This is a genomic window from Pseudomonas sp. AC355 (genome assembly GCF_979258205.1).
Genome location: NZ_OZ409843.1, coordinates 3,602,701 through 3,619,920, shown reverse-complemented (window position 1 = coordinate 3,619,920; position 17,220 = coordinate 3,602,701). Strand labels below are relative to the sequence as shown.

Genomic DNA, 17,220 nt, shown 5'->3' with positions numbered 1-17,220 from the left:
CGCCGGACAAAGAACTGAATACACGAGTGGGTGATGCATGAACCTGGAAACCAAATGGCTGGAAGACTTCGTCACCCTGGCCTCCACGCGCAGCTTTTCCCAGGCGGCAAAGAAGCGTTTCGTCACCCAGCCGGCATTCAGCCGGCGTATCCGCAGCCTCGAGGCGGCGCTTGGCCTGACCTTGGTCAACCGCTCGCGTACGCCGGTGGAATTGACCGAATCCGGCCAGTTGTTTCTGCTTACCGCCCGTAGCCTGGTCGATCAACTTGGCGAGGTGGTTCGCCATCTGCATCATCTAGAAGGGCAGCAGGGTGAGGCGTTGCAAATTGCCGCGGCCCACTCCCTGGTCTTCAGCTTCTTTCCCGAGTGGATTGCCCGCTTGCGCCGTGACGGCCTGCCACTGACCACCCGGCTGGTGGCCACCAACGTAGGCGAAGCCGTGCACTCGTTGCGTGAAGGCGCTTGCGACCTGATCCTTGCCTACTACGATCAGGACGCCGCCGTGCAACTGATTCCGGATCTGTTTCCGTCGCTGTACCTGGGGCGCAGCGAGATGCTCCCGGTGTGCGCGGTGGACGAGCACGGTGCGCCGCTGTATGACCTGGACTCCGGGCAGAGCGTGCCGCTGCTGGCCTACAGCGCCGGCACCTTTCTCGGTCGTTCGGTGAACCTGCTGTTACGCCAGCGCGCGTTGCGCTCCACCACCGTGCACGAAACGGCCATGGCCGACAGCCTCAAGGCCATGGCGCTGCAAGGCCTGGGCGTGGCCTGGGTGCCGCGTTTATCGATGAACGCCGAGCTGGCGCGTGGCGAGCTGGTGGTGTGCGGTAAGGAACACTGGGTCATCCCGCTGGAGATTCGCCTGTACCGCTGGAGCATGTCGCGCAAGGCCGGCGTGCGCCTGCTGTGGCGCAAGCTCGAGGGTGGCGTGGGGCGTGGCGAGGGTTAGAGCGAAGCGATACCCATCACGATGATGGCTATGCAACGGTTTATTCACGTTCTCCTAGGTCTATGTCCAGCTCCATCCCGCTCGCCCAGTTTTCTGGTAACAGCCCAGCTCTCACATAGCGATGAAACGATGACCACGGCCAGTCGGCCACCCGCTCCACAGAGCCATGTTTACGTGGGTTGTTGTGGATGTAATCGGCGTGGTCTGCGAAATCACTCTCGTCGCGAATACGGTGCTCCCAATAGCGGCGTTGCCAGGTGCTTCGTTCTCCGCGCCTGGCGCGGCTCGGAGAAATATCTTCATTGCGAGGGATTGCCCGTGAAAAGTGAGTCTTGATCAGGCGCCAGCGCAGCGCGTAATCAGCCTCGTTGGCCGGCAGTGTGCAGAGCGCGTGAAGATGGTCGGGTAAGATAACGATGGCATCGATAAACCATGGGTGACGGCCCATGGTGTAACGAAAGGCGGCGCGCAATGGGTCGATCTGCTCGACCAATAGACTGCTATCGCGATTGGCAAGATTCAGGGTAAAGAACCACGTGGCGCCAGGCGTATGGTCGCGGCGGTATTCGGTCATCGTCAGCTTCCTTGCTGATGCGTTTAACGATGGGTATCGCTACGCGCCCCGTCCCCACCTAAGGGCCACGGCCTGTGTTTAGCCCAGTCCGTACTTCTTCACCTTGTCGAACAGCGTGGTCTTGGCCATGCCCAAAGCCTGAGCAGCCTGGCTGAGGTTGCCGGCGTGCTGTTCGAGGGCGTCGACCAGCAGGTTGCGCTCGAAGGCTTCCACGGCCTCAGCGAAGCTTGGTGCGATACCGTCGTTGCTGCCGCTTTTCTTGAAGGCTGGCAGGCCAAGGGCGAAGCGTTCGGCGACGTTGCGCAGTTCCCGTACGTTGCCAGGCCAGTCATGAGCCATCAGCGCTGCCAGGGTATGGCGATCCAGCTCGGGGGCGGCGCGGTCGAAGCGCAGGGCGGAGAGCTGCAGGAAGTGCTCGAACAGCAGGGCGATATCTTCGCGTCGTTCGCGCAGCGGAGGCAGCTCCAGGCTAACCACGTTGAGGCGGTAATACAGGTCGCTGCGGAAGTGGCCACTCTTGCCGGCTTCGTCGAGATCGGCCTTGGTCGCGGCGATTACCCGGCAGTCGATAGCGACCGACTGGTTGGATCCCAGGCGTTCCAGGCTGTGTTCCTGCAGTACGCGTAGCAGCTTGATCTGCAGGCTCAGCGGCATGCTCTCGATCTCGTCGAGAAACAGGCTACCGCCGTTGGCGTGTTCGATTTTGCCGATGCGCCGTTTGCTGGCACCGGTGAAGGCGTGGGCTTCGTGGCCGAAGATTTCGCTCTCGAACAGGTTTTCCGGCAGGCCGCCGCAGTTCAGTGCCACGAAGGCTTTGTTCTGTCGACGGCTGAAGTCGTGCAGGCAGCGCGCGACCAGCTCCTTGCCGGTGCCGGTTTCGCCTTCGATCAGCACGTTTGCCGAGGTGTCGGCGACGTTGGCGATCAGCTCGCGCAACTGCTGCATGGCCGGCGAGCGACCGATCAGCCGATGCTCCAGTGCCTGCTTGCCGGCCAGTTGGCGGCGCAGTGACGACACCTCGCGGGCCAGGCTGCGTTGTTCCAGGGCGCGGCGGGTGACATCGACCAGGCGTTCGGGGGAGAAGGGTTTTTCCATGAAGTCGTAGGCGCCGTCGCGCATCGCGCCAACGGCCATGCCGATATCACCGTGGCCGGTGATCAGTACCACCGGCAGCGCCGGGTCGCGGCGCTTGAGTTCGTCCAGCAGTTTCAGGCCATCCATACCCGGCAGGCGGATGTCACTGATGACGATTCCTGCGAAGTCCGCATTGATGCGTTGCAGAGCCTGTTCGGCGCTACCGACGCCTTCGCTGGCGATATCTTCCAGGGCCAGGGCCTGCTGGCAGCCGAGCAGCACGTGAGGATCGTCTTCGACGATCAGCACGGTGAGGTCGTCATTCATCGGGTGTCTCCATGACAGCGGCAACCTGAGGCAGGTTGAGTTCGAAAGCGGTACCGCCCTGAGGCGGATGATCGGCGCTTAAGCTACCGCCTGCGGCTGCCGCGAGGCTGGCCGATAGCGTCAGGCCGAGACCCAGGCCCTGCTCGCCGGGCTTGGTAGTGAAGAAGGGTTCGAACAGGTGCGTGCGATCGGCGGGGGCGATGCCGGGGCCGTTGTCGAGCACGCGCAGGCGATAGCGGTCGCCATCTGCACTGCCCTGCAACCACAGTTGGCGATCCGTTTGGGTGCTCATGGCATCGGCGGCGTTGGCGATCAGGTTGACCAGGATCTGCTCCAGGCGGGTCTGGTTGATCGCCAGGCGCGCGTCGTCGAACTGGTGGTGAATGTTCAGCGGAGTGCGTTCCAGGCGCGGCTGCACCACCTGTAACGCCGCGTCCACGGCTTTGCTCAGGCTGGCTTCGCCGCCATCGTTGGAGCGGCGCGCGAAGGCGCGCAGGCTGCCGGTGATCTTGCCCATGCGGTCGACCAGTTCGTTGATGGTCTGCAGGTTGGTGGTGGCCACGTCGTACGAGCCTCGGGAGAGAAAGCGCACGGTATTGCCGGACAGGGTGCGCAGCGCGGCCAGCGGTTGGTTGAGCTCATGGGCAATGCTGGTGGACATCTGCCCGATCACCGCCAGCTTGCCGGCTTGCACCAGTTCATCCTGGGCAAGGCGCAGGGTCTCTTCGGCCTGCCGTCGTTCGCGAATTTGCGCCTTGAGGCGGTCATTGCTGGCGCGCAGATCGGCGGTGCGTTCGGTGATCTTGCGTTCCAGTTCGCTGTTGGCCAATTGCAGCGCTTCCCGGGCTGCGAGGCGGGTGGCGATCACCTTGCGCCGCTCGTTCCAGGCGATCAGCAGGAAGGCCAGCAACGCGAAGGCAGCGGCTGCCAGCATGCCGTGGCTGACCGCTTCGCGGCGCAGATCCTGCAGTGGGCTGAGCAGCGTCAGGTGCCAGGGTGTGTCCTCTAGTTGGCGGCTTTGCGACAGGTAGTTGATCGCCTCGCTGACCTCCTGCTCGCCGGTGGCGGCGAAGCTGACCTGCTCGACATCGGTGGCTACGGGTGTGCGTGTCAGCGGGATAAGCTCGTCGAGTGACGACCAGTGATACTGCAGGCTGCGCGCCAGACGCTCCTTGATCTCGGCGTTCAGTGGGCGCACCGCCTTGAGGCGGCGGGCCGGGTCGCTGGAAAGAATGATGATGCCGTTCTCGTCGCTGACGTAGGCCTCCAGGCGTGCCCGTTGCCAGCGCTGCTCCAGCGGGTCGAGGCGTACCTTGACCACGGCTACGCCGATGATCCGGCCGTTGGCCTTGAGGGCGTGGGACAGGTAGTAACCAGGCTCGCCGGTGGTGCTGCCGATCCCGTAGAAGCGGCCTTGCTCGCCCTGTAACGCGTCCTGGAAGTAGGCACGGAAGGACAAATCCTCACCCAGGTAGCTGTCGTGCTGGCGCCAGTTGCTGGTGGCGAGCACGCGGCCGTCGGTGTCCATCACGTAGATGGCCATGCTGCCGCTACGCCGGTTGAGGCCTTCGAGGTAGTCGTTGACGCGCTGGCGGCGGTAGGCGTCGGGCGTCAGCAGCAGGCGGCTGACGTTGGACTCCAGCTCCAGCAGGCTGGGCAGATAGGTGTACTTGTTGATCTCGCTTTCCACCGCACGGGCGTTGAGCTCGAGTTGGCGTTCACCGCTTTCGATCAGGTTACGGATGCCGGCCTTTTCGCTGAGGTAATAACCGGCGTAGCCGCACGCGGCGACCAGTATCAGCATCAGCAGGGTTAGCAGCAGGTGTCGGACGTAGCGCGGTTTGGTGGACAAGGCGGGCGGTACCACACGAAGCCTGGCGGAGGCGCATTGCATCACAGTCCTCCTGAGCTGGCCAGTTGCGGGGCGTTTGGCGGTTTAGGAGCGGTGGGGCGCCTAAATGTGTCGGCGCTGCGGCTTCCCGCAGCGCCGACAGGGTGGATCAGTGCTGCAGGATCTTGGCGAGGAACTGCTGAGCACGTTCGGAGCGCGCGCTGACGTCGCCGAAGAACTCTTCCTTGGGGCAGTCTTCGACGATCTGGCCGGCGTCCATGAAAATCACCCGGTCAGCGACCTTGCGAGCGAAGCCCATCTCGTGGGTCACGCACATCATGGTCATGCCTTCGTGGGCCAGTTGTACCATCACGTCGAGCACTTCGTTGACCATTTCCGGGTCGAGGGCCGAGGTCGGTTCGTCGAACAGCATCACCACCGGATCCATCGCCAGGGCACGGGCAATCGCCACGCGCTGTTGCTGACCACCGGACAACTGCCCCGGGTGCTTGTGCGCGTGTTCCTTGAGGCCAACGCGATCGAGCAGCGCCATGCCTTTTTGCTTGGCTTCTTCCTTGCTGCGACCCAGCACCTTGATTTGCGCGATGGTCAGGTTTTCGGTGATGGTCAGGTGTGGAAACAGCTCGAAGTGCTGGAACACCATGCCGACCCGCGAGCGCAGCTTGGGCAGGTTGGTCTTTTTATCGGCGATAGAGGTGCCGTCGACCGTGATGTCGCCCTTCTGGAACGGCTCCAGAGCATTGACGCACTTGATCAGGGTCGACTTGCCCGAGCCGGATGGCCCGCAGACCACCACCACTTCGCCCTTTTTGACGTCCGTGGTGCAGTCGGTCAGCACCTGGAAGTCCCCATACCACTTGTTGACGTTCTTGATGGAAATCATACGGCTAACCTTTTTTGCAGGAACTTGACCAGCTGCGAAGCCGCGAAGCTGATGGTGAAGTAAACCAGACCGGCGAAGATCAGGAACTCGTGGGGCTGACCCAGAATGTCACCGCGCGAACGGGCGGCATTGAGGAAGTCCATCAGGCCGACGGTGTAAACCAGCGAGGTGTCCTGGAACAGGATGATGCTCTGCTGCAGCAGCAGCGGGGTCATCTTGCGGAATGCCTGGGGCAGGATGATCAGGCGCATGGTCTGGCCGTAAGTCATGCCCAGTGCCTGGGCGGCGCCCATCTGACCCTTGGGGATGGCCTGGATGCCGGCGCGGACGATTTCGCAGAAATACGCCGCCTCGAACATGATGAAGGCCACCAGGCAGGAGGCGAAGGCGCCTATTGGGGTGTCTTCGCCGGTGATCCAGCGCAGGATGAACGGCACTGCGAAGTAGAACCAGGTGATCACCAGCAGCAGCGGGATCGAGCGGAAGTAGTTGACATAGGTGGCCGCGATCTTGGACAGCAGCACGTTGCTCGACAGGCGCATCAGCGCCAGCAGGGTGCCGAGAATCACGCCACCGATAACGCCCATGACCATCAGTTGCAGGGTCATGGCCATGCCTTCCCAGAGGCCTGGCAGAGCGGGGATGATCTGACTGAAGTCCATCATTTACCTCCCACGGAAATCAGGCCAGGCACTGCAACTTTGCGCTCGACCATGCGCATGATCATCATCAGGCTCATGTTCAGGGTGAAATAGATCAGCGTCGCCAGGGTGAAGGCTTCGAACAGGTTGGCGCTGAACTCGGCGGTCTGTTTGGTCTGGGCGAGCAGTTCCATGAGGCCGATCAGCGAGGCCACCGAAGAGTTCTTGAAGATGTTCAGGAATTCGCTGGTTAACGGCGGAATGATGATTCGATAGGCCTGGGGCAGCAGCACGTTGCTGTAGATCTGCGGCAGACGAAAGCCCATGGCATAGGCGGCGGCGGTCTGGCCCGCGGGCAACGCTTCAATGCCGGTACGCACCTGCTCGCAGACACGGGCAGCGGTGAACAGGCCGAGGCACACCACAACCGACAGATAGGCCGAGGTGGCAGGATTGAGATCCTGCTTGAACCACAGCTCCAGAGGTTCAGGCAGCAGATCCGGTACCAGGAAGTACCAGAGGAACAGCTGCACCAGCAGCGGCACGTTACGGAAGACTTCCACGTAGGCGGTGGCGATTCCGGAGATCAGGCGGTTCGGCACGGTACGCATCACGCCGAGCAGCGAGCCAAGTGACAGGGCGATTAGCCAGCCGACCAGCGCAATGGCGATGGTTCAGCCCAGGCCGGTGATGAACCAGTCCAGGTAGATTTCGCTGCCAATGCCGGTGGACTTGAAGAAAATGCCCCAGTCCCAGTTGTAGTTCATGCGGGTTTCCCCTCGCAGGTTTGCGAACGTGTTTACGATCTACGGCGTCAAAAAGAGTCTTTAGCTGGAGATCGTAAATACGTTCTACGGTGGCGAAGCCGGTTCGCAGGCAACAGTCACCCGTATCCGCGTGAGCGGATGAGCGTCGGCTTCGTCAGGAGTTAGGTTGGGGAAGCCGCAGGCCTCCCCTGTGCCCGCCACGCCCCTTCTCGTGAAAGGGGCGTGGCATCACACCGTCAGATCTGCTCAGCAGACTTGTCGGTTGGTTCGGCGATCAGCTTCTTCAGCTCTTCGCTCATGGGGAAATTGAGGTTCAGGCCTTTTGGCGGTACTGGCTGCTGGAACCACTTGTTGTAGATGTCGTTGATTTCGCCCGATGCGAAGGTCGCGCTGATGGCCTTGTCGACCACCTTCTTGAAGCCTTCGTCGCCCTTGCGAACCATGCAGCCATAGATTTCGAAGGACTGCGGGGTGCCGACCACGTGCCAGTCATCCGGCTTCTTGGCCTTGGCCATTTCGCCAGCGAGCAGGGCGTCATCCATCATGAAGGCCACGGCGCGGTTGGACTCGAGCATCAGGAAAGACTCGCCGTGATCCTTGGCGGAAATCACGTTCATGCCCATCTTCTTCTCGGCGTTCATGGATTTGAGCAGGCGCTCGGAAGTGGTACCAGCGGTGGTCACCACGTTCTTGCCTTTGAGGTCTTCGAAATCGTTCACGCCACTGCTCTTCTTGGCCAGCAGACGGGTGCCCACTTCGAAGATGCCGACGGAGAAATCGACCTGACGCTGACGCTCGACGTTGTTGGTGGTGGAGCCACACTCCAGATCCACAGTGCCGTTCTGCACCAGCGGGATACGGGTTTGGGAGGTCACCAGGTTGTAGCGCACCTTCAGATCCGGCAGCTCCAGCTCCTTCTTGAGCTCTTCAACGACTTTGAGCTGCAGATCATGGGAGTAGCCAACTGGCTGCTTGGAGGTGTCGCCGAAATACGAGAAGGGGATGGACGAGTCGCGGTGGCCCAGGGTGATGGTGCCCGAATCCTTGATTTTCTTCAGGGTGCCGGTCAGTTCTGCGGCGAAAACCGGGCTGGACATCAGGGTGGCGGCAACGGCTACAGCCAGTACGCGGGGGACAATACGCATGGGTCGATTTCCTCGGTGTTGTTGTTATTGAGGCTGTACAGCGGGGTACGTGCCTCTGTGTGGAAGAGCTATCGCATTCCTGGTCAGATAGGAGCAGGATGTATGCCAGGCCGATCCTCACCCTTGCGCAGTTAATAAGCGTTTGATTTATATGTTTTTTTATATTTATAGCAAGCTATCTAACGATGCTTGAAGTTCGGTTGTTCGGTTTTTCGACGGCTTTGCGTTCGGGATTCCGAATGCGAATGGAGGGCGGCCGCGCTGGCCGCCCGGTTTGCCAACTCAGAGATTGCGCAGGAACGCCTTGATGAAGTCGCCCTGATTGGCCGCTTCGCGCTCGGTGGTGAAAAGGATGCGGTCGCCCTGTTCGCGAATCTTCATTTCTGAGCCGAAACTGCACTGCACGGTGTTGAATTTGGCCGCCTGCTCCTTGAAGGCTGGCGAGCTGCTGCACAGGTTGTTCATCTGGTTGACCACCTCGCCGCAGTAGCTGGAGATGCTCAGCTCCTTCAACAATTTCTCGTCGATGCCGTTCATGTCCACCTCGGTTTTCACCGGGCTGCCGCAACTGGCGGAGGCGCGTGCATCCATCTCTCCAAGTTGCTCAACGTGATACTGCTGGCGTTTCTCGCGGTCGAAGCGGGCGAGCTTTTCCTGGACGCCATCCTTCTTCTGTTTCTCATAGAGTGCCAGCAGTTCGGTGGGCTTGACGGCTTTGCTGGCCTTTTCATCGAAACCTACATAAAGCGGTTCGCGGTTGTTGGGCAGGTACAACTGGTACGACTCACCACCCCAGCCCTGACGTTGGCCAAGCAGCACATAGTCACGGCCATCCAGGGTCGTGGAGTAATCGTTTTCCTGTTGACCGCGTTGCTTCACGTCGGTCAGTAACACCACTTCATCCATGGGGTGGTTGATGCCGCGCACTTGCACCAGCGCCTGGCGCTCGTCGCTGCTGGGGGCGATGACGACGCTAATGCCTTGGTCGGCGCTAAATACCTTGGGGTATTTGGCCAGCTCCAGGGCATTGGCATTGAAGGTCAGGAAGGTGGTGGCGATAAGCAGCGACAGCCGTGTCATGGCGTAGTCCTTTTCATGGAGTTGGGGGTAATTCTAGAGGCGTCTGACCGCTGACGCTGTGACTCCGTTCCCCACCGGCGATGCCCGCGCTCAGAACTCCATCACCACCCGGCCCTCGATCTTCCCAGCGCGCAACTGCCCGAGGATGCCGTTGACGTTATCCAGGCTGTCGCGGTGGATGGTCGCCTTGACCAGCCCCTCGCCAGCGAAGTCCATGGCTTCCTGCAGGTCGGCGCGTGTACCGACGATGGAGCCGGTGATGCTGATGGCCTTGAGCACCACATCGAAGATCGGCGTTGGGAAGTCGCCTGGTGGCAGCCCCACCAGCGCCACCGTGCCACCACGACGCGCCATGCCGATCGCTTGGCTGAATGCGCTGTTCGATACCGCCGTGACGAGCACGCCGTGTGCGCCGCCTATATCACGCTGTACGACGGCGGCTGGATCCTCCTGGCGGGCGTTGATGGTCAGGCTGGCGCCGAGTTTTTTCGCCAATGCCAGTTTGACGTCGTCTACATCGATGGCAACCACATGCAAGCCCATGGCACGGGCGTATTGCACGGCGACGTGGCCCAGGCCGCCGATGCCAGAAATGGCCACCCACTGGCCGGGGCGCGCCCCGGTGACCTTCAGGCCCTTGTAGACGGTGACACCTGCGCAGAGGATCGGCGCGATCTCGGCGAATCCGACGTTCTTGGGCAGAATGCCCACATAGTTCGGATCGGCCAGCACGTATTCGGCGTAGCTGCCGTTAACCGAATAGCCGGTGTTCTGTTGATCAGCGCAAAGGGTTTCCCAGCCAGTAAGGCAGTGCTCGCAGCAGCCACAGGCTGTGTATAACCAGGGTACGCCGACGCGGTCGCCTTCCTTGATCCGCGTCACGCCACGGCCTACGGCGGCGACATAGCCCACGCCCTCATGACCGGGAATGAACGGCAGGCTGGGTTTCACCGGCCAGTCGCCATCGGCGGCGTGCAGATCGGTGTGGCAGACACCCGCTGCCTCGATCTTCACTAGTATCTGCCCGGGGCCGGGCAGGGGAACCTTCACTTCTTCGAGCCGTAAGGGCTCACCGAAGGCATGCACGACGGCGGCTTTCATGGTCTGTTGCATGGCGCGATCCTCCTCGATAGAGAAGCCCAGTATGGAAGGCCTGCCAGGTCACGCACTGTCCCAGGACAATAGTCGCTGTTATCGCCTGTTTCTCCGACGGGCGGCCGATTATCGATTTGCGCACGACTGCAGTATAATTGCCGGTTTCCGCAAACCACGCCTACCGCGTGGTTTGTTGTTTCTGCCGCGGCGCCAAGCGCCCGAGACGAGAGAGGCACGACGATGAGCGCACTGGTTGGCGTGATCATGGGTTCCAAATCCGACTGGAGCACCCTGAGCCATACCGTCGAGATGCTGGATAAATTAGGCATTCCCAACGAAGTGAAGGTGGTCTCTGCCCACCGCACCCCGGATTTGCTGTTCCAGTACGCTGAAGAAGCCGAAGGCCGCGGTATTCAGGTGATCATCGCGGGTGCTGGTGGTGCCGCTCACCTGCCTGGCATGTGCGCTGCTAAAACCCATCTGCCAGTGCTCGGCGTGCCGGTGCAGTCGTCCATGCTCTCGGGCGTCGACTCACTGCTGTCCATTGTGCAGATGCCAGCTGGCATTCCGGTTGCGACCCTGGCCATCGGCAAGGCGGGCGCCATCAACGCCGCGCTGCTGGCGGCGAGTATCCTCGGTCACCAGCACCCGCAGTTCCACGCGGCGCTCAAGCAGTTCCGCGATGAGCAGACCAATACCGTGCTGGACAACCCGGATCCGAGGGCGCAGTGATGAAGATCGGCGTAATCGGGGGCGGCCAGCTCGGTCGCATGTTGGCCCTGGCGGGTACTCCGCTGGGTATGAATTTCGCGTTTCTCGACCCGGCGCCAGATGCTTGCGCACAAGCGCTGGGCGAACACATTCGTGCCGATTACGGCGATCAGGATCATTTGCGCCAACTGGCCGATGAAGTCGATCTGGTGACCTTCGAGTTCGAAAGCGTGCCAGCCGAAACCGTGGCGTTCCTGTCCCAGTTCGTGCCGGTCTATCCGAGCGCCGAGTCGCTGCGCATCGCCCGTGATCGCTGGTTCGAGAAGTCGATGTTCAAGGATCTGGGCATCCCCACCCCGGAATTCGCCGATATCCAGTCTCAGGCCGATCTCGACGCGGCCGTCGCCAGCATTGGCCTGCCTGCCGTGATGAAGACCCGCACCCTGGGTTATGACGGCAAGGGCCAGAAGGTTCTGCGCAAACCCGAAGACGTCACCGGCGCCTTCGCCGAGCTAGGCAGCGTGCCGTGCCTCCTTGAAGGTTTCGTGCCGTTCAGCGGTGAAGTGTCGCTGGTCGCCGTGCGCGGCCGTGATGGCGAAACACGCTTCTACCCGCTGGTGCACAACACCCACGACAGCGGCATTCTCAGCCTGTCAGTGGCCAGCACCGATCACCCGCTGCAGGCACTGGCCGAAGATTACGTCGGCCGTGTGCTGGAGCAGCTCGATTACGTTGGGGTCATGGCTTTCGAATTCTTCGAAGTCGACGGTGGCCTCAAAGCCAACGAGATCGCGCCGCGGGTACACAACTCCGGGCACTGGACCATCGAAGGTGCCGAGTGCAGCCAGTTCGAGAACCACCTGCGCGCCGTCGCCGGCCTGCCGCTGGGCTCGACTGCTAAGGTCGGCGAGAGCGCTATGCTCAACTTCATCGGCAGCGTACCGGCTGTGGATAAGGTCGCCGTCATCGACGATTGCCACCTGCATCACTACGGCAAGGCCTTCAAGGTCGGGCGCAAGGTTGGTCATGCCACCTTGCGTTGTGCGGATCGGGCGACCCTCGACAGCCGTATCGCCGAGGTACAGGCGCTTATCGCAGCAGGCTAGGCCTCTGGCGCGGGAGGTTGAACCTCTCCAGCGCTGCGCTCGTCAGATGAAAGGCGCCGCATTCGTGCGGCGCCTTTTTCTATTCTGGAGGGCGTCATGGGTATTATCGGCACTATTTTAATCGGCCTGATCGTCGGGTTGATCGCCCGTTTCCTCAAGCCAGGCGATGACAGCATGGGCTGGATCATGACCATCCTGCTGGGTATCGGTGGCTCCATCGCTGCGACCTACGGTGGTCAGGCACTGGGCATCTACCGGGCGGGTGAAGGCGCTGGTTTCATCGGTGCGGTGGTTGGTGCGATCATCCTGCTGGTGATCTACGGTTTGATCACCAAGAAGCGTTGAACCGGTAGCCTGACGCATCGACGACTGGCTACTCCCTGTTGGCTATTACCACCATGAGTCCCGTCGATGCGTTACCTGCCCCTTGTTCTGCTGTTGATCTGCGGCATCGCCCACGCCGAACTGCCCGAAACCGACTGGCTGGAACTGATGCCCGAAGCGGATCAGCGCGCGCTTGAACAGATGCCGGAGATCACCCACAACAGCCCGGAGGCGGCGGGTAGCTTCGACAGCAAGGGTGGCCTCAAACAGCAGGAAAAGGATTTGCCCGCCGTGATGTATTCGGCCAACACCGTGCCCGCCATGAACGGCAAAAAAATCCGCCTTGGTGGCTATCCGGTACCGCTTGAAACCGACAATGCCGGACGCAGCACCCTGTTCTTTCTGGTGCCTTACCCAGGCGCCTGCATCCACGTCCCACCACCGCCGCCTAACCAACTGGTGCTGGTGCGCTATCCCAAGGGCATCGCCCTCGAAGATATCTACGAGCCTCTCTGGGTCAATGGCACTCTGAAGATAGAGCCTGTCAGCAACGACCTGGCCGATGCTGCCTATGCGCTGGACGCCAGTAGCGCGCGGATGGTCGAGGAAAGCGATCTGTGATGAACGTTGGCGCCCCGGTCGGGCGCCAACGTCATTTAGCTATTCACTAGCGAATCACGAGCTGCATGGCTTGGCGCGCCATGTCGACGACCGCCCTGGCCAGCAGATCAAGCACCCAGCGCAGAAAAAACGTGGTCACTTCGATGGTGGCAGGCACTGCGCGACCCAGGAACTTGAAGATTTTCACGATCAGGGCGCGTATCGAATCGCTGATGTCCTTGCAAAGCTGTGCGCCCTGCACCAGAACACTGGCAATCTGATCCAGCACGGTCATGCTCACGGTGATCGCGCTGCCGATTACCATATTGGCAGCCTTCTTGAGCAGGTACTGCATGGCCTTGGAAATCATCCACAATGTCGCTGCGGAATGCATGGTGGGGCCGTAGCTGGCGCTCTCCAGCCAGATGTCGATTTCCCGATCGAGTGGCGGCTCAGGGTTGCGGTACAGCCCTGTCCAGGTGGCATCGCCAATGGCAGGCAGGTACTGGGTCATACGGTGTGCATTGGGGCTGATCTGCGCGCCCTTCCAGGGGATCATGCAGACATTGCCGCTGACTGGCACATGGCTGAACGGGAATATCGGCACCATGCTCACCGGATCGGCGCTGTGGTAAACGCGATGGATGTTGGTGGCACCAAGCTTGCCGCTCAGGTGCCGGGCAAAGCCGCCGACACCTGTGCGTGGTGAGCCGAAGGTGTAGAGCTTGATTCCGGCCACGCCGAGTTCACTGAGGTGATCTGCCGCCAGGGTAGCCAGCGCACCGCCCAGGCTGTGGCCCACGCAGTGCACGGTGCTGGGGTTGCGTCCGCGCATGAATGAATCGAGATCATTGCGTAACGACTTGAACGTTTCATTGAAACCTGCGTGCACAGGCCAGGTGCTCGGGCCGCGTTGCAGGCCAGCGTTCGCATCGGTCATAGCATCTGCAAAGGTGTCGGTGCCGCGAAATGCCAACAGCATCTCTCCCTGCCGCCCCCCTACGCCGTGTACGGCATAGGCGAAGCCTGTCCGTGTACGGAAAACGGCACCGCTGGTTCCACTGGCCATTTGCAGATTGGAGAAGTCGAATGAGTTGCTCAGCCCGAGACGGGCGGCTTCATCCTCCACACCACCTTTGGATGACATGACGGCATCCTTGACGGTGTAGACATGCGTTGCGATCTGCGCGGATTGTTTGGGGCTCAAGGGGTTCACAGCCGAATCCTTCTGGTCTGATGATGGGGGCGTTACTGAAGAACGCAGATGCCGAATGTTTCAGTTTCCGGGTGAGCGACGGGTTCGCTGTTGAGCTCACAGATGAACTTCAGTGGGCGGCCCTTCACCTCACCTAGGTTGTCATAATTGTGTTTGGTGAATACCCAGCCTTTATGTTCCTTACCCTGATAGCGCAGGGTGATTCGCTGGCCGGTCACCGGTTCGTGGGGCATGAAGCCTGCTGTCAGTGATTTCGCAGTCACGGCCGGCAGTTGAAAGCGGCCTTGAGCATCGGATTGTGTGGTGTTGGTACGGTGCTCGTTTTTCCAATGCCAGTGATATTCCTGTTCTATCTCCACACCCTGAACAGGTTTCCCGTCGAGCAACACGGTGCCCTCTACCTCGGAGAACAGATAAAGCGTCTTGGAAAAAGCCATGGCGTAACCCTGTGTGAGTAGTCCGATAAGCAGCAATGCGCAGCAGGAAAGTGTTTTGCGGTTCAAGGTCGTTCCCTCGCCGAATGGCTGAGCGTTTCGGGACGTGCCGCAGGTTGATTGCTGCGGCGAGGAGAAATCAGCGGCGCTATGCGCAGACTGATGCGGTAGTCATGCCTGTGAGCAGGCGATTTCTTCGAGCGGGATTTCTGCCCATGGCTGGCGTCGGAGTATAGCGACGGGGGCAGCTGGGATTTCTTGAACATGTTCGCACTCTCCTTGTGTCATTGATCGATTGGGCTCAGCAGCCCAGCAATCGCTTTTGCCGGCGTGCCGGCGCATCCGTTGCAAACAGCATGCTGGTCGGCTGGTAGCGCGCTAGTAAGCTGGCCGCTGCACGTCTCTGCCGCTGTGTACCGCTGCGCAGCACGGCCATGCACTGTCTCTCGCTGAACGGCTGGCCCAGCAAATACCCGGTGCCTGGCTGCAAGCTCTGCTGCTGGCCTTGCCACCATTGTTCGACCTGATACGGATCTGGCCAGGGCAGGTCGATGTCCGGATCCATGCTGACGTTGGTGTCGGACGGATCATCGGTAGGGCCTTCGTCGTAGTCGGGATAGACGCTCAATTCCAGGTCGAGTTCCGCGAGGTCCGCACCGGTAATCAGGCTGAACGCTTCACCCGCCGCACGGGCCGTGGGCAGTTCGTGCATCTGCCGAATCAGCCAGGCAATAGTCTGTGGGTCGCCCAGCAGACCGATGGCCTGGATCGCCATATGGCGGTGCGCCTCGCTCTGCATCAGGCCGCGCAACCAGGCGATGCTAGCCTCCCGCGGTTGCCAGGCGAGCAGTACCTCGAGTGCGGGCCGGCGCCGTTCACCCGGCTGCTCGGCGAACAGGCGCAGATTGCCGAGCGCCTCCTGGTCTCCCATCTGGGCGCTGGCCCAGTTGCTCCAGAAACGCACGTCATCATCACCGTGCAGGCGGTGCTGACGCAGCGGCTGCAGCAGGTCGCGGCGCCGCAGGGTACCAGCCAGCCGAGCCGCGGCGGCCAGTACGCTGGCATCACCGTGGCCGAGGGCCGAGAGCAGCGCCGGGCCTGGATCCTTGCTGTGCAGTGTGTGGGCAGCCAGAGCGATCCGTCGGCGCTGTACGTCAGTGGCATGCAGATCGCCTTCGATCAGCGCGGAGACTTCGTGCCACTCCAGCCAGCCCATTGCGGCGACAAGAAACGGCTCGCCCTCAGGGTTGGCGTGCAGATGTTGATACAGCGTTTCCATGGCGCTGTCGTTACTCAGGCGCAGTGCCAGCGCAGCCGTAGCGAATACCTCGCCCTGGGCGTGTGGGGTCAGTTGCTCCAGCAACAGGTGAAGCCCCTTGAGTCCGGCGACCTGCAGACCATCGAGATGCGCCTCGATCCGCTCGTCCAGATCGCCGAGATGCTCCAGGTCATAATGGGGCGCGCCTACCGCGTAGCTGCGCAGGCCTGCGAGGAAGGCGGCTTCTTCGGCGTGTTGGTCGAGGATGGTGGCGATCATTACTCGATGCGGGTCCAGGTTGTGCCGTCGTAGGCCATGATGTCTTTGGCGCCGAATGACCACAGTACGCCATCGGCCATACTGAGATGGTAATAGGTGGCCGGTGTGTCCTCTCCGAAATTCACTGCAACCAGGCTGCCTCCCTGAAGCGTATATAAACCACGCAGCGTGGAGAGGTAGAGCGTGTCGCTATACCAGGCCAGATCCCAGATATCACTGGTCACATCCTCCTGCTCGATTGCCTGCCAACTGTCACCTCGTCCCACGATCAACAGGCCGCGGCGACCCGCAGCGTAGACTTGGCCGTCTCCGGCGCAGAGCACACGGGTCAGTACGAGGTTGGTAGGGCTTTCCTTCTGCCCCCAGTGCTGGCCGTTGTAGTGCCAGATCTCACCATCCCATCCAACGGCATACAGGTCGTTTTCTTCAAAGCCGTCGATGGACTCGAAGCCTTTCGTTTCGCCGATTGCGGGGCGGATGGTTTGATCGAGACAAGTCCAATGATCTGCACCGTCGCGACGATAGACCTGACGGCCCATGCCTACCGCGAAGGTTCGCTGGCCAATCGTGCGAACTTGGCGCAGGTGACCGCGGTCGATGGGGTCGCCATGCGCAGTGCTGATGCGCTCCTGACTTTGTTGTTGGCTGCCGAACAAAAAGGCTTCACCATCTGCAGAAATAGCGATCATCTGGGCAACAGGATGTTGGCTCACAGCGATGCTGGCTGTGTGCCAATGCACGGTGTCGATAAAGGCAAGCTGACCTTCATCGACCTCATGAAAGTGTGTGTGAGGCACATTCGCCCCAAGGGAATCGTCCTGATCCGCAATGTAAACAAGATCGTGATATCTGACTGCGCCAGATATGACCGTATTGATTTGTTTGAGATTTAACGTCATGGGATT

The 17,220-nt window shown here is 61.0% G+C and carries 18 protein-coding genes and 1 pseudogene; 5 read left to right on the top strand and 14 right to left on the bottom strand.

Annotated features, from left to right (window positions below):
- Positions 1–37: 37 nt before the first annotated feature.
- On the top strand, positions 38–949 hold the full coding sequence (locus ACZ0AI_RS17075) for a LysR substrate-binding domain-containing protein (protein ID WP_463562894.1): 912 nt from the start codon (positions 38–40) through the stop codon (positions 947–949).
- Positions 950–989: 40 nt separating this feature from the next.
- Here ACZ0AI_RS17075 and ACZ0AI_RS17070 read toward each other — a convergent pair whose 3' ends face one another.
- From ACZ0AI_RS17070 to adhP, 9 genes and pseudogenes are all read right to left on the bottom strand, one after another.
- Positions 990–1,523, bottom strand: coding sequence for an REP-associated tyrosine transposase (locus ACZ0AI_RS17070; protein ID WP_463562893.1), 534 nt, complete (start codon positions 1,521–1,523; stop codon positions 990–992).
- Between the two features lie 78 nt (positions 1,524–1,601).
- Complete coding sequence (gene aauR, locus ACZ0AI_RS17065; protein WP_463562892.1) at positions 1,602–2,924, bottom strand: two-component response regulator AauR; 1,323 nt, start codon at positions 2,922–2,924, stop codon at positions 1,602–1,604.
- Complete coding sequence (locus ACZ0AI_RS17060; RefSeq protein WP_463562891.1) at positions 2,917–4,818, bottom strand: sensor histidine kinase; 1,902 nt, start codon at positions 4,816–4,818, stop codon at positions 2,917–2,919. The genes aauR and ACZ0AI_RS17060 overlap by 8 nt, the downstream gene beginning before the upstream one ends.
- A gap of 106 nt (positions 4,819–4,924) precedes the next feature.
- Positions 4,925–5,659 (bottom strand): amino acid ABC transporter ATP-binding protein, encoded by a 735-nt coding sequence (locus ACZ0AI_RS17055; RefSeq protein ID WP_463562890.1) that lies wholly within the window; start codon positions 5,657–5,659, stop codon positions 4,925–4,927.
- The gene (locus tag ACZ0AI_RS17050) at positions 5,656–6,324 is read right to left on the bottom strand and encodes an amino acid ABC transporter permease (RefSeq protein ID WP_463562889.1); all 669 of its coding nucleotides are present in this window, start codon (positions 6,322–6,324) and stop codon (positions 5,656–5,658) included. The genes ACZ0AI_RS17055 and ACZ0AI_RS17050 overlap by 4 nt, the downstream gene beginning before the upstream one ends.
- A pseudogene (locus tag ACZ0AI_RS17045) lies at positions 6,321–7,067 on the bottom strand (amino acid ABC transporter permease). The gene ACZ0AI_RS17050 and the pseudogene ACZ0AI_RS17045 overlap by 4 nt, the downstream one beginning before the upstream one ends.
- Before the next feature lie 236 nt (positions 7,068–7,303).
- Positions 7,304–8,212, bottom strand: coding sequence for a glutamate/aspartate ABC transporter substrate-binding protein (locus tag ACZ0AI_RS17040; protein WP_463562888.1), 909 nt, complete (start codon positions 8,210–8,212; stop codon positions 7,304–7,306).
- A 282-nt stretch (positions 8,213–8,494) separates the two neighbouring features.
- Positions 8,495–9,292: a hypothetical protein gene (locus tag ACZ0AI_RS17035; RefSeq protein ID WP_463562887.1), complete on the bottom strand. Its 798-nt coding sequence runs from the start codon at positions 9,290–9,292 to the stop codon at positions 8,495–8,497.
- 90 nt (positions 9,293–9,382) lie between these two features.
- Positions 9,383–10,405 carry an alcohol dehydrogenase AdhP gene (adhP, locus tag ACZ0AI_RS17030; RefSeq protein WP_463562886.1) on the bottom strand — a complete coding sequence of 341 codons (1,023 nt, stop codon included), beginning with the start codon at positions 10,403–10,405 and terminating at the stop codon, positions 9,383–9,385.
- A gap of 222 nt (positions 10,406–10,627) precedes the next feature.
- Between adhP and purE the strand changes: the two genes are divergently transcribed.
- From purE to ACZ0AI_RS17010, 4 genes are all read left to right on the top strand, one after another.
- Entirely contained in the window at positions 10,628–11,119 is a 492-nt protein-coding gene (purE, locus tag ACZ0AI_RS17025) for a 5-(carboxyamino)imidazole ribonucleotide mutase (RefSeq protein WP_075928897.1), read from the top strand.
- Positions 11,119–12,204: a 5-(carboxyamino)imidazole ribonucleotide synthase gene (locus tag ACZ0AI_RS17020; RefSeq protein ID WP_463562885.1), complete on the top strand. Its 1,086-nt coding sequence runs from the start codon at positions 11,119–11,121 to the stop codon at positions 12,202–12,204. The genes purE and ACZ0AI_RS17020 overlap by 1 nt, the downstream gene beginning before the upstream one ends.
- A gap of 96 nt (positions 12,205–12,300) precedes the next feature.
- Positions 12,301–12,549: a GlsB/YeaQ/YmgE family stress response membrane protein gene (locus ACZ0AI_RS17015; RefSeq protein ID WP_084303730.1), complete on the top strand. Its 249-nt coding sequence runs from the start codon at positions 12,301–12,303 to the stop codon at positions 12,547–12,549.
- A 66-nt stretch (positions 12,550–12,615) separates the two neighbouring features.
- The gene (locus tag ACZ0AI_RS17010; RefSeq protein ID WP_463562884.1) at positions 12,616–13,149 is read left to right on the top strand and encodes a DUF3299 domain-containing protein; all 534 of its coding nucleotides are present in this window, start codon (positions 12,616–12,618) and stop codon (positions 13,147–13,149) included.
- Between the two features lie 46 nt (positions 13,150–13,195).
- Here the strand turns inward: ACZ0AI_RS17010 and ACZ0AI_RS17005 are convergent, their stop codons facing one another.
- The 5 genes from ACZ0AI_RS17005 to ACZ0AI_RS16985 all read right to left on the bottom strand — a co-directional run bounded on the left by ACZ0AI_RS17005 (position 13,196) and on the right by ACZ0AI_RS16985 (position 17,214).
- Positions 13,196–14,275 carry a lipase family protein gene (locus tag ACZ0AI_RS17005; RefSeq protein WP_225837066.1) on the bottom strand — a complete coding sequence of 360 codons (1,080 nt, stop codon included), beginning with the start codon at positions 14,273–14,275 and terminating at the stop codon, positions 13,196–13,198.
- 101 nt (positions 14,276–14,376) lie between these two features.
- Positions 14,377–14,847, bottom strand: coding sequence for a DUF4198 domain-containing protein (locus tag ACZ0AI_RS17000; protein WP_225837068.1), 471 nt, complete (start codon positions 14,845–14,847; stop codon positions 14,377–14,379).
- Positions 14,844–15,044 carry a hypothetical protein gene (locus ACZ0AI_RS16995; RefSeq protein ID WP_463562883.1) on the bottom strand — a complete coding sequence of 67 codons (201 nt, stop codon included), beginning with the start codon at positions 15,042–15,044 and terminating at the stop codon, positions 14,844–14,846. The genes ACZ0AI_RS17000 and ACZ0AI_RS16995 overlap by 4 nt, the downstream gene beginning before the upstream one ends.
- Before the next feature lie 35 nt (positions 15,045–15,079).
- Positions 15,080–16,315, bottom strand: coding sequence for a TIGR02270 family protein (locus tag ACZ0AI_RS16990; protein ID WP_463562882.1), 1,236 nt, complete (start codon positions 16,313–16,315; stop codon positions 15,080–15,082).
- A complete protein-coding gene (locus ACZ0AI_RS16985) occupies positions 16,315–17,214 on the bottom strand; it encodes a beta propeller repeat protein (RefSeq protein WP_463566163.1) in 900 nt (299 codons plus the stop codon). Before ACZ0AI_RS16985 ends, ACZ0AI_RS16990 begins: the two co-directional genes overlap by 1 nt.
- Positions 17,215–17,220 lie beyond the last annotated feature (6 nt).

Bases quoted from the DNA above. Each gene is read 5' to 3' on its own strand.
- ACZ0AI_RS17070 (WP_463562893.1), bottom strand. From the start codon at position 1,523: ATGACCGAATACCGCCGCGACCATACGCCTGGCGCCACGTGGTTCTTT.
- ACZ0AI_RS17040 (WP_463562888.1), bottom strand. From the start codon at position 8,212: ATGCGTATTGTCCCCCGCGTACTGGCTGTAGCCGTTGCCGCCACCCTG.
- adhP (WP_463562886.1), bottom strand. From the start codon at position 10,405: ATGCAACAGACCATGAAAGCCGCCGTCGTGCATGCCTTCGGTGAGCCC.
- ACZ0AI_RS17055 (WP_463562890.1), bottom strand. From the start codon at position 5,659: ATGATTTCCATCAAGAACGTCAACAAGTGGTATGGGGACTTCCAGGTG.
- ACZ0AI_RS17035 (WP_463562887.1), bottom strand. From the start codon at position 9,292: ATGACACGGCTGTCGCTGCTTATCGCCACCACCTTCCTGACCTTCAAT.
- ACZ0AI_RS17010 (WP_463562884.1), top strand. From the start codon at position 12,616: ATGCGTTACCTGCCCCTTGTTCTGCTGTTGATCTGCGGCATCGCCCAC.
- ACZ0AI_RS17060 (WP_463562891.1), bottom strand. From the start codon at position 4,818: ATGCAATGCGCCTCCGCCAGGCTTCGTGTGGTACCGCCCGCCTTGTCC.
- ACZ0AI_RS17020 (WP_463562885.1), top strand. From the start codon at position 11,119: ATGAAGATCGGCGTAATCGGGGGCGGCCAGCTCGGTCGCATGTTGGCC.
- ACZ0AI_RS16995 (WP_463562883.1), bottom strand. From the start codon at position 15,044: ATGTTCAAGAAATCCCAGCTGCCCCCGTCGCTATACTCCGACGCCAGC.
- ACZ0AI_RS17050 (WP_463562889.1), bottom strand. From the start codon at position 6,324: ATGATGGACTTCAGTCAGATCATCCCCGCTCTGCCAGGCCTCTGGGAA.
- ACZ0AI_RS17075 (WP_463562894.1), top strand. From the start codon at position 38: ATGAACCTGGAAACCAAATGGCTGGAAGACTTCGTCACCCTGGCCTCC.
- purE (WP_075928897.1), top strand. From the start codon at position 10,628: ATGAGCGCACTGGTTGGCGTGATCATGGGTTCCAAATCCGACTGGAGC.
- ACZ0AI_RS17015 (WP_084303730.1), top strand. From the start codon at position 12,301: ATGGGTATTATCGGCACTATTTTAATCGGCCTGATCGTCGGGTTGATC.
- ACZ0AI_RS17005 (WP_225837066.1), bottom strand. From the start codon at position 14,275: ATGTCATCCAAAGGTGGTGTGGAGGATGAAGCCGCCCGTCTCGGGCTG.
- ACZ0AI_RS16985 (WP_463566163.1), bottom strand. From the start codon at position 17,214: ATGACGTTAAATCTCAAACAAATCAATACGGTCATATCTGGCGCAGTC.
- aauR (WP_463562892.1), bottom strand. From the start codon at position 2,924: ATGAATGACGACCTCACCGTGCTGATCGTCGAAGACGATCCTCACGTG.
- ACZ0AI_RS16990 (WP_463562882.1), bottom strand. From the start codon at position 16,315: ATGATCGCCACCATCCTCGACCAACACGCCGAAGAAGCCGCCTTCCTC.